Source organism: Acinetobacter sp. V89_7 (assembly GCF_029967895.1).
Lineage (GTDB): Bacteria > Pseudomonadota > Gammaproteobacteria > Pseudomonadales > Moraxellaceae > Acinetobacter > Acinetobacter soli.
Window position 1 is genome coordinate 89,429 of the sequence record NZ_JASCAJ010000029.1, and the last position, 9,899, is coordinate 99,327.

A 9,899-nucleotide genomic window follows, 5' to 3' on the forward strand; every position below is an offset into this window, starting at 1 on the left:
ATTTGATCGATCAGATATAAATGAAAAAAATCTTTGATTTCACAGCTATTTTTTGAATATTGGGACAAAACGAATGTTTTTCAAGTGCAATGCCTGTTTATTTTTTCTTCCTGCTTCGCACATGATTCTCAACACTATCAAGACTTTTCTGAATATACAATTTTTTTGACGAAAAAAAATTCAAAAACCCTGAATTTATGAAAAAAAATAAATAAAACTTGACAAGGATTTTAAAGGGCGATAAATAGCGCCTAGAACATTCACATTTTTTCATTATGAGGTAGTTTTAGTGTCTTCTACAGATTTTGAATTAGATGATAACTACGGTGATGATGATGATGTTAGTTTTGATGAAGCATCAGGCAAAATCAGTGCCAAAGAATCATTAGAAAAGCGTCGTTTGATTGACGATCTACTCGCGCAGCGTCGATTGGAGCGTGAGCTGAAAGATTTTGATTATGATCTTGATGATGATGATCTTGATGACGACGACGAAGACTAACATAAATCACATGTAGTCCATCTACGGCTGAAAATGATATGCTACAGCCTATTTTTATGAAATTGGATACACAATGAGTACTTTGAATTTAGACCTATTGAGCGATTATCTTGACGGTGACCAAAACGAATACGGTCTGGATTTTGCAGCTACTCATGGTTTTTTGTGTGCCATTGCGGTTGGACCACAGTTTGACCGCTGGTTAAATGAATTGTTTGAAGGCAATCAGAAAAGTGTGCCAACAGCAATCATTGAACAGATCAACATTTGGCTTGATCAGATTCGCCAAAATCTGGCCAATGAAGAAGGAATCGAGTTTCCTTTTGAAATTGAAGAAGCCGACACCGAGTCAAGTTTGGGCGACTGGAGCGTTGGTTTTGTCGATGCGATGTTTCTCAACGAAGATGCATGGTTTACACCAGAGCATGAAGAGCAATTGGTCGATTTGACTTTGCCGATTATGGTGTTCAGTGGCATTGATGAAGAAGATCCACAAATGGAATCGTTCCGTCGTAATGGTCAGTTGATGGATGAGCTGGCGGAAGAAATTCCAGAGAACCTAAACGAATTGTATTTGATGTACCATACACCCAACTAAAACGTTTTCGTGCTGCTTTTCGTCAAGTAGTTAAACGCAATGTTTGGCTTATTGGTTTAAAGCTGCGACTTGAACACACAAAAAACACCTCTAAAGAGGTGTTTTTTATTTTCATTTAGCGCGTAAATACCAGATTTTTTCTTGCGCTTGTCGTCCTTTGTGTTGTTCTGATAATTCCACATGAGCCAGTTGTCGAATTGAATATTGCGATGCATAAAGCTGTTCAATTTCTTCTGCCTCTACTGAGAAAGGCGGGCCTTGAAAACTGTCTTGATCATACTGGTAACTCACTAGAAGCTGCACTGCGCCTTGAGTTATATCGATCAGATGCTGTGCGTAGCGGGCACGCATTTCAGGCGGTAATGCAATTAAGGCTGCGCGGTCATAAATTGCATCGATCTGCCCAATCTCTACATTGGATACATCGAAAAAATCACCAACAAAAAGATCGATTTCTGGATGATGATAGTGAACACATGCTTCAAGCTGTTTTTGTTCAAATACAATGCCCAGATCATCTTTCAACTGTTGCATCAAAGCATGAATTGCAACAGGACTCAGCTCAATCGCCACCACGCGAAAACCTTGCATGAGCAACCAGCCAACATCCAAAGTTTTCCCACTTAAAGGCACCAAAATACGAGCATGTGGCTGAAGTGTTAAAGTAGGTAAATACTGAATTAAGTAATCATTGGGCTGTGGCTGATGAAAACCAATTCGATTTTCTTGCCAGCGTTGATGCCAAAAATCTTGTTGCATGCCACTATCCTTTATTTAAAGTATAAGTTGTAACGATTTAAACCACGTTATTGAATAGATGAATTGCTAAATATAGTCCTATACCAAATACACCATGAGCAAAAACACTTTTAAGTCGCGCTTGCCACGCAGAGGGCACTCGTCGCGCAGCAATTCCAAATCCGAAACAAGGCTGCATTATAAAAAAGGGTATAAGCACGGTGAATAAACCAAATCCCACAGCACAAAAGAACAGAGGTTGCTGTTCGCTAGGGATTGCTAAATAATAAAGACCAGCAAAGCCTACACCAATCATATAATGTGCGAGCCAGCCCACCCATTTTTCATGGGTAAGTCGAGCTGAGTTAATGATATTACGATGACAAAAAAATCCTTTTGGCATAGATAAAAGCCACCGACCGACCAATGAATAATCCAGTGATTGCACTCCAAACCAAAATTTTAACGCTGCGCTAGAAAGATCCATACAGATTGTTGCAGCCACACCGATCCAGAAAATATATACCACTTCCATTATTGCTTTAGCCTGATAAAGTAAGATACTACAGTCTACAAATTGAAGTGAACTTCAAGTCAAGATGAATGAGATCACGATTTCAATGCTTGTCCGTCAGACCGGATTAACAAGCTCAGCGCTGCGATATTATGAACGCATGGGCTTAATTCGTTCTATTGGGCGTAAAGGTTTGCAACGCGTCTTTTCTGAGCAGGTGTTAGAACAACTCGCTTTGATTGAATTAGGTAAAAAGGCAGGATTTAGTATTGCTGAAATTAAAGCCATGTTGGGGCGGCCAGATTCACAGGTAGATAAATTAAAACTTGAGGAAAAAGCACAGGAACTGGAGCAGAAAATAAGAGAACTTGAATCGCTCAGAAAAATGCTAAACCATGCCACGCAGTGTAGTTTTGTCAATCCGTTGGAGTGCCCAAAGTTCAAACGCATCATGGCATTGTCCAAAGCTGGATCAGTTTTAATCACTAAAGATTAAGATATCGAAGTGAAATGAACTATATTTAAGCTTTGTGTTTGAAGAATTTTCTATACAACCACATCAAACCTAACCCTGCAACAATTGCCAAAATGACATATCCCACACGATGCATGATTGCAAACATGAGTGCTTGATTTTCACCAAAGTAAAAGCCCACACAAGCTAAAAATGTGGTCCAGATCAGTGTTCCTAAGCTGCTATAGAGCATAAATTTCCAAAAGGGCATATGACTCATGCCAGCCGGAATACTAATGAGGGAGCGAACAGCCGGAATCATGCGTCCGAAAAAGACAATTCTGTGACCATAATGCTCAAACCAGTCAAGTGCCTTGTGTACGTCTTTGCGCTTAATGAATAGATATTTGCCATAACGGTCTACAAGTTTAAATAAAGATTCTTGAGGAATCTTACGACCCAAAGCATACAAAACGGCTGCGGCAACAATCGAACCAAAGCTGCCAGCAACAATCACACCAACAATCTGTAACTGACCACGTGAGGCGGTATAGCCTGCACTGGGCATAATAATTTCAGAGGGAATAGGAGGGAAGACATTGTCTAGAAACATTAAGAAGGCGATGCCCAAATAGCCTAAACGTTCAATAATCTGTATGACCCAATTTTCCATAGAATTGAATTGGTAAATAAAAAGATAGTAATGATGGTGCTTTAAATTTCAAAGATTTGTTATGTAAATTTATACATCGGCCTACTGTGATGCTCAAAAATGCTGAGGCGTAATTTACGATCGAGTGTCGTATCAAGCGTACTGTCAGCAGTAAATCCTGCTGTCAAATTGTAAATATTGCGCTATTTGTTGGGTGAATCGTATAAGGTAAAACGGTAAAACCACCATATAAACTTTTATTAATCCAAATGAAAAAACGAATTAAAAAGTCAAATGATCTAAAGGCATCAGCATGCAAAAAATAGAAATAACGCAAGCAACTCCGCAAGATTTAGATTGGATCGTCGCGCTTTACCAAGCCAACACCAAACAACAGCTTCAGCAGCCAGTGCAGGGCTTTGTGCAGGATAATCCGCATTTTGAGCAGTTGGCACAAAAATGGATTGAGTCTTCATCGATTTATAAAGCTGAAATTGGGCAGCAGCCTGCAGGTTTTCTGGTACTCCAGCAGATGCTTTCAATGAATGGCCCTGAAATTATTCAGTATATTCATCAACATGCCGATATCTTGGTGTTGAATGAACGCCATCTGGCCGATATGCGTTATGCCACGTATGGACCTATTTTAGTTCATCATGATTTTCGGGGCATCGGTGTTGCAAAGCGCTTATATGAACAGGCGATCCAAGATTTAAAACAGCAATCTTTTGATGCCTTGATTGCTTTTATTGATCTTGAAAATTCTACCTCGCTAAAAGTACATATCGATGGATTGGGCATGCGTATTATCGATAAAGTTGTACTTCCTTCAGGTCAGTTTTATATCATTGGTCAGGTCGTATAGAAACAAAAAAGCCGAAACAGTGTTTCGGCTTTATGATGTATTGATGAATTAAAGACGTTTACGTTTCGCGGCTGCAATTTGTGATTGACGCATACGGAAACCTTCTTTTTGTTTTTCTGTGGTTTTGTCTATGCAGTATACGCACGATACGCCGTGTTCGTAACTTGGAAGCGCCACCTCTTCAGGTGTGAGCGGCCAGCCACATGCATGACATTTTACATTTTGGCCTTCTTCGACACCGTGAGTGACTGCTGTACGGCCATCAAACACGAAACATTCACCTTCCCACATGCTTTCTTCGGCAGGTGTTTCCTCTAAGTACTTTAAAATGCCGCCTTTAAGGTGATACACCTCTTCAAAACCTTCTTGGAGCAATAAGGAGGTCGATTTTTCACAGCGAATCCCGCCCGTACAAAACATCGCAATCTTTTTATCTTTATGCTGTTCCAGATTCTTTTTCACATAATCTGGAAACTCACGGAAAGTTTCTGTTTTAGGATCGATCGCGCCTTTAAATGTCCCGGCCTTGTACTCATAATCATTTCGGGTATCAATCAGAATAACATCGTCACGGCGGATCAATTCATTCCACTCTTTTGGATCTAAATAATGTCCAACCAGATCACGTGGCTTCACTTCCACACCCAAAGTTACAATTTCTTGTTTGAGTTTGATTTTCATTTTTCGAAATGGCTTGTCTGAGCTATGCGATTCTTTGTATTCCATCGCATTGAAGCCTTCATTCAATAAAAACTGGCGAATAGTATCAATTGCGTGGCGGTCACCTGCAACGGTACCGTTAATGCCTTCACTCGCTACGATTAGAGTTCCACACAGATTGATGGTTTTGACCAGATCAAGAAGACGTTGTTGCAAATCTGCAGCATCGGCTACTTCTTTAAATTGGTACAACGCGGCAACCACCCAATCATTGGTCGCTTGCTGTTCTACAGGTGCAAGCTGTTCTACAGTAGCGTTCATGGAAAACTCCAAACATAGATAACAAAAATTTAGGCGCATATTCTAGCTCGAATTTTTCCAATTGGCGAGAATTCAATACATTTTATAGGGATTTATTTGTCTAAGATGGAATATGTAAAAATGTCTAAGTTTTATTCAAAATCACAGGATGGATTTTAAAGTTTAAAGACTAAATATTGTGTTTTTTTAGATAAAGCATACAATATATAGTAGTTTTTGGCGTTTATGAATCATCCGATAAACGCGTATTGTAATTAATCGATAGGGAGATAAGTGTGACGCAAGATCGACGCATTACCACTTTGACGCCTTGTGCTGGGCGCTGTTCGACGACGTTTGGAGACAACGTCTGCCGTGGTTGTCGTCGTTTTAGCCATGAAATTATTCATTGGAACAGTTACACCCCAGAGCAGCAATTAAGCATCTGGACACGTCTAGACATTCAGTTAGATCAGATTCTAATTCCGATGCTCCCTCATGCCAATCTGGCGCAAGCTTTCGCGTTTCTCAAATTAAAGCGCGTACGTCTGTTTGAGCATGCATCTACTGGCCGCACTTTGTATCATGCCTTGAAAGTGTGCGAAAAAAATATCTATCTGGCCGATGAAAGTGGTCTAGGGATTCAAAGTCACCAAGTCAAACCGCTCTGGCAAGAGTTTGAACGTCGCATTTTATCCTTGGCTCAGGCCAGCTATGATTTTGCATGGTTACGTGCCGATGGCATGAAACAACACTTACTCGAAACGGTAGAAGACGACTTTTAAAAAAAGCCCGATGACGGGCTTTTTTTTGATCTGATGATCTTAAATTTGATGCTTTAGGCGATACTGCACCAATTCTTCAATGGTAATTACGGTCAAATGATGAGTTTGTGCATAGGCCAACACCTGAATACCTGCTGCCATTGTGCCATCTGGATTGGTCAATTCACATAACACGCCCGAAGGTTTTAAGCCTGCCAAACGCGCCAGATCAATTGTGGCTTCGGTATGACCACGGCGAGCCAATACGCCACCATCACGCGCGCGCAAAGGGAAGACATGGCCTGGACGATTTAGATCACTGGCGACCGCACCATCTTTAATGGCAGCTTGAATGGTGGTAACACGGTCTTTGGCTGAAACGCCTGTGGTGACGCCATGTGCAGCCTCAATGGTGACGGTAAAGGCGGTATGAAACTGGCTGGAATTGTTTTGTACCATAGGAGGCAGCTCAAGATGATCGGCCAGTTGTTCTGAGAGGCAAAAACACACAATGCCTGAACCGTCTCGAATCATACGCGCCATGGTCTCTACATTGAGAGTTTCGGCTGCCACAATCAGATCGGCTTCATTTTCACGATCAAAATCGTCCATCACCAATACCGGTTTTCCGGCACGCATATCTTCAAGTGCTTGCTGAATACGTTGTTCGGCTGGAGAGAGGGCAGAGAAGAAAATTTCGGGTTGAATCAAACTAGACATATGAAATGCTCACGTAATGGACTGTACGGTTAAACATTTCAGGACTGATGAGAAATGGGGGCGCAGCAATACCACCCCAAAATGGTGGTATCGTAAAACGTCGTCTTCTTTCATCCGGACTATACCGTCGGCTCTGGAATTACACCAGATCTGCGCTGAAAGCATGACTCACTTTGCTGCGCTCGCGGGCTTGCTCGTGCTGAGCTTACCGCCGGTGGGGAATTGCACCCCGCCCTGAAGCGATGTGTGAATAGTATAGCGTTTTTTGCATGATTTCCGAGAGCCTTTTTTAGAACAATCAGTTCTATGCATAGTGTAAATTTTGCTTTGCCAAGCGGTATAAACACAAAAAAGCCCGCAGATTGCGGGCCTTTGGGCGTACAGTCATTTAAGCGACTTGTACCGGAATGCAGTTTGCCGTGTGGTTGACGGTATTATCTGGATTTGCATACACTAAACGCGGTTTGTGCGCATTTGCTTCCACTTCGGTAAAGTCACCAAAGGTTGCAATAATAACTAGATCACCTACATCTGCCTGATGTGCAGCGCCACCATTCACCGAAATAATGCCTGAACGTTCTTCACCACGAATGGCATAAGTGGTAAAGCGTTTGCCATTGGTGACATTCCAGACATGAATTTCTTCATATTCACGTATCCCTGCCAAATCCATCAAGACACCATCAATCGCACAAGAGCCTTCATAATGAAGTTCGGCATGTGTGACTACGGCACGGTGAATTTTGCATTTTAATAATCGAGATAGCATGGCCAGCGTCTCCTGAGTTGACATAAGCGTCTGATCTTGTCCTTGAATCGGCACACGTTCACATCATTGTGAGCGAGTATGCGCATTTTGCTCTGATTCAAATCGCATGGCAAGCCTGATTGTTCAACAATTTATGCTAATTTGGCTTATATGCATTAATTTGGTTCATGGCTTGAGAGATTTGGCCGTCGACCAACAGTCTTAACTTTGACAAGGCATGATGAATGGCATCGTCCATAAGGCTCTGTTCGCTTTGTGGTGCTTTACCCAAAACGTGCCCAGAAACGCGATCTTTCGATCCAGGATGACCGATTCCAATTCTTAAGCGGTGAAAGTTTGGCCCAATATGCGGCACAATATCACGTAAACCATTATGACCGCCGTGTCCGCCGCCTGTTTTTAAGCGAATCACACCTGGGTCCATATCTAGTTCGTCATGCGCAATCAGAATAGATTCAGGGGGAATTTGATAAAACTTTGAAAAAGGAACAACACTTTGTCCCGAACGATTCATGAAGGTCGTTGGAATTAAAAGACGAACATCGTGTCCTTCAATTTGGCCCCGTCCTGTATATCCATGAAACTTTGGATCTTTTTTTAATGTAATGTGATACTGATCTGCAAGTTGCTCAACAAACCAGAATCCTGCATTATGACGGGTCTGGGCGTATTCCGTTCCCGGATTCCCCAGACCAACAATTAGCGAAATCTTAGACACTAATTTACGCCTTGAACACTTATGCGCGTTTGAAGTCAGCGTGCATAGGCGTGTTTTTAGCAGGGTGACGTTGTAACGCTTGGATTTTCACGTTTTCAACTTTGTCACCAAGTTTGATTTCAACAACTTCTTCAAAGAAAGCGTTGTTATCAAGCGCTTTAACAAGTTCACGAAGTTCGATTGTTACTGCTACAGGCTCAGCTTCACCACCATAGATGATTGCTGGAACAAGCGCTTCGCGACGAAGGCGGCGGCTCGCACCTTTCCCTTGCTTGTCTTCGTTACGCGCAGTAGCGTTAAGTACAAAATTTGCCATGAGATAAATCCTCATTAAAGTAAAATAAACTAAACTTGCGACCAGTTTAGTGATAGAAAACCCCAGCCAAGGCCAGGGTTTGAAAAATTCGGGCTATTATAGATAACTATCAAACATCGCGCTAATAGATTCTTCGTTATTAATACGACGAATTGTTTCAGCGACCATGCTTGCTACAGATACTTGGCGGATTTTGCCTAAATTTAATGCTTCAGGAGAAAGCGGAATGGTGTCAGTGACTACCAATTCGTCAAGCACAGAATTTTGCAAGTTTTCTAATGCCTTACCTGATAAAACAGGGTGAGTGGCATAAGCAACAACACGACGAGCACCAAATTGTTTCAGTGCATCGGCAGCTTTGCAAAGTGTACCGGCAGTATCAACCATATCGTCAACAATGACACAGTCACGATCTTTCACATCACCAATCAAATGCATCACTTGTGATTCATTTGCTTTTTGACGACGTTTGTCGATGATTGCAAGGTCGATATCACCCATTTGTTTTGCAACAGCGCGTGCACGTACCACACCACCAACGTCAGGTGAAACCACCATCAAGTTGTCATGCGATTGCTGACGCAAATCTGCAAGCAGGGCAGGCGTACCGTAGATGTTGTCGACAGGGATATCGAAGAAGCCTTGGATCTGGTCAGCATGAAGGTCGATCATGACAACACGGTCTACACCCACAGTGGTTAGCATATCTGCAACAACTTTTGCGGTAATAGGAACACGTGCTGAACGCGGACGACGATCTTGACGAGCATAGCCAAAATACGGAATAACAGCGGTAATACGACCAGCGCTAGCGCGACGTAATGCATCTGCCATCACCAAGATTTCCATCAGGTTATCATTGGTTGGAGCACATGTAGGCTGTACGATGAAAACGTCTTTACCACGAACATTTTCAGTAATTTCTACTGAAATTTCCCCATCAGAAAAGTGACCGACTGAAGCAGCACCGAGAGGAATATGTAAATGGCTTACGACTTTCTGGGCGAACTGTGGATGAGCATTTCCACTAAAAACGACAAGATTGGGCATGAAGCACCCTTGGCGGTTGGCATGTAATGAATTTGGATGGCAGGGGCGGCTGGATTCGAACCAACGGATGGCGAGATCAAAACCCGCTGCCTTACCACTTGGCGACGCCCCTAATGCGGCAGAACTTTAATATTTTTGCCCGCTAATGTCAAGGAAATTGAGTATTAACGTGACAGTAAATTCAGTCTGACTTTATAAAGATATGGCAGGGGCGGCTGGATTCGAACCAACGGATGGCGAGATCAAAACCCGCTGCCTTACCACTTGGCGACGCCCCTA

Annotated in this window: 14 protein-coding genes, 2 tRNA genes and 1 riboswitch; of the genes, 5 read left to right on the forward strand and 11 right to left on the reverse strand. The window is 42.4% G+C overall.

All coding sequences use genetic code 11. The features are described 5' to 3' along the window. The first annotated feature begins 289 nt into the window (after positions 1-289). Together QLG00_RS09830 and QLG00_RS09835 are read left to right on the forward strand one after the other, a co-directional pair. Entirely contained in the window at positions 290-502 is a 213-nt protein-coding gene (locus QLG00_RS09830) for a hypothetical protein (RefSeq protein ID WP_004941040.1), read from the forward strand. Between the two features lie 73 nt (positions 503-575). Then, positions 576-1,100: a YecA family protein gene (locus QLG00_RS09835; protein ID WP_004941036.1), complete on the forward strand. Its 525-nt coding sequence runs from the start codon at positions 576-578 to the stop codon at positions 1,098-1,100. A gap of 111 nt (positions 1,101-1,211) precedes the next feature. Here QLG00_RS09835 and tmpT read toward each other — a convergent pair whose 3' ends face one another. Both tmpT and QLG00_RS09845 read right to left on the reverse strand, forming a co-directional pair. Next, positions 1,212-1,859, reverse strand: a complete 648-nt coding sequence (gene tmpT, locus QLG00_RS09840) for a thiopurine S-methyltransferase (protein ID WP_282470890.1) — start codon at positions 1,857-1,859, stop codon at positions 1,212-1,214. Between the two features lie 37 nt (positions 1,860-1,896). Continuing rightward, positions 1,897-2,373, reverse strand: a complete 477-nt coding sequence (locus tag QLG00_RS09845; protein ID WP_004941029.1) for a DUF2938 family protein — start codon at positions 2,371-2,373, stop codon at positions 1,897-1,899. A 64-nt stretch (positions 2,374-2,437) separates the two neighbouring features. On the opposite strand from QLG00_RS09845, the gene QLG00_RS09850 reads away from it, so the two are divergent. Further along, positions 2,438-2,848, forward strand: a complete 411-nt coding sequence (locus QLG00_RS09850; RefSeq protein ID WP_282470891.1) for a helix-turn-helix domain-containing protein — start codon at positions 2,438-2,440, stop codon at positions 2,846-2,848. Between the two features lie 25 nt (positions 2,849-2,873). Here the strand turns inward: QLG00_RS09850 and QLG00_RS09855 are convergent, their stop codons facing one another. Further along, entirely contained in the window at positions 2,874-3,479 is a 606-nt protein-coding gene (locus QLG00_RS09855; protein ID WP_282470892.1) for a DedA family protein, read from the reverse strand. 292 nt (positions 3,480-3,771) lie between these two features. Between QLG00_RS09855 and QLG00_RS09860 the strand changes: the two genes are divergently transcribed. Next, the gene (locus tag QLG00_RS09860) at positions 3,772-4,323 is read left to right on the forward strand and encodes a GNAT family N-acetyltransferase (RefSeq protein WP_212515025.1); all 552 of its coding nucleotides are present in this window, start codon (positions 3,772-3,774) and stop codon (positions 4,321-4,323) included. A 48-nt stretch (positions 4,324-4,371) separates the two neighbouring features. On the opposite strand, the gene QLG00_RS09865 is transcribed toward QLG00_RS09860, so the two are convergent. After that, the gene (locus tag QLG00_RS09865; protein WP_282470893.1) at positions 4,372-5,304 is read right to left on the reverse strand and encodes a rhodanese-related sulfurtransferase; all 933 of its coding nucleotides are present in this window, start codon (positions 5,302-5,304) and stop codon (positions 4,372-4,374) included. 275 nt (positions 5,305-5,579) lie between these two features. On the opposite strand from QLG00_RS09865, the gene QLG00_RS09870 reads away from it, so the two are divergent. After that, positions 5,580-6,068 (forward strand): DUF1289 domain-containing protein, encoded by a 489-nt coding sequence (locus QLG00_RS09870; protein WP_004941011.1) that lies wholly within the window; start codon positions 5,580-5,582, stop codon positions 6,066-6,068. 39 nt (positions 6,069-6,107) lie between these two features. On the opposite strand, the gene ribB is transcribed toward QLG00_RS09870, so the two are convergent. The 7 genes from ribB to QLG00_RS09905 form a co-directional block, all read right to left on the reverse strand. Beyond that, positions 6,108-6,767, reverse strand: a complete 660-nt coding sequence (ribB, locus tag QLG00_RS09875; protein ID WP_111812160.1) for a 3,4-dihydroxy-2-butanone-4-phosphate synthase — start codon at positions 6,765-6,767, stop codon at positions 6,108-6,110. 98 nt (positions 6,768-6,865) lie between these two features. Beyond that, positions 6,866-7,012: riboswitch (FMN riboswitch) on the reverse strand. 143 nt (positions 7,013-7,155) lie between these two features. Continuing rightward, positions 7,156-7,536 (reverse strand): aspartate 1-decarboxylase, encoded by a 381-nt coding sequence (gene panD / locus QLG00_RS09880; RefSeq protein ID WP_004941003.1) that lies wholly within the window; start codon positions 7,534-7,536, stop codon positions 7,156-7,158. A gap of 136 nt (positions 7,537-7,672) precedes the next feature. After that, positions 7,673-8,254, reverse strand: a complete 582-nt coding sequence (pth, locus tag QLG00_RS09885) for an aminoacyl-tRNA hydrolase (protein ID WP_004941001.1) — start codon at positions 8,252-8,254, stop codon at positions 7,673-7,675. Positions 8,255-8,273: 19 nt separating this feature from the next. Next, on the reverse strand, positions 8,274-8,570 hold the full coding sequence (gene rplY / locus QLG00_RS09890; protein WP_004941000.1) for a 50S ribosomal protein L25: 297 nt from the start codon (positions 8,568-8,570) through the stop codon (positions 8,274-8,276). Between the two features lie 96 nt (positions 8,571-8,666). Next, a complete protein-coding gene (locus QLG00_RS09895) occupies positions 8,667-9,620 on the reverse strand; it encodes a ribose-phosphate pyrophosphokinase (RefSeq protein WP_004929444.1) in 954 nt (317 codons plus the stop codon). A 37-nt stretch (positions 9,621-9,657) separates the two neighbouring features. Further along, positions 9,658-9,732 (reverse strand) — tRNA-Gln (locus QLG00_RS09900). 91 nt (positions 9,733-9,823) lie between these two features. Beyond that, positions 9,824-9,898: transfer RNA gene (locus QLG00_RS09905), tRNA-Gln, on the reverse strand. Position 9,899: the final 1 nt, after the last annotated feature.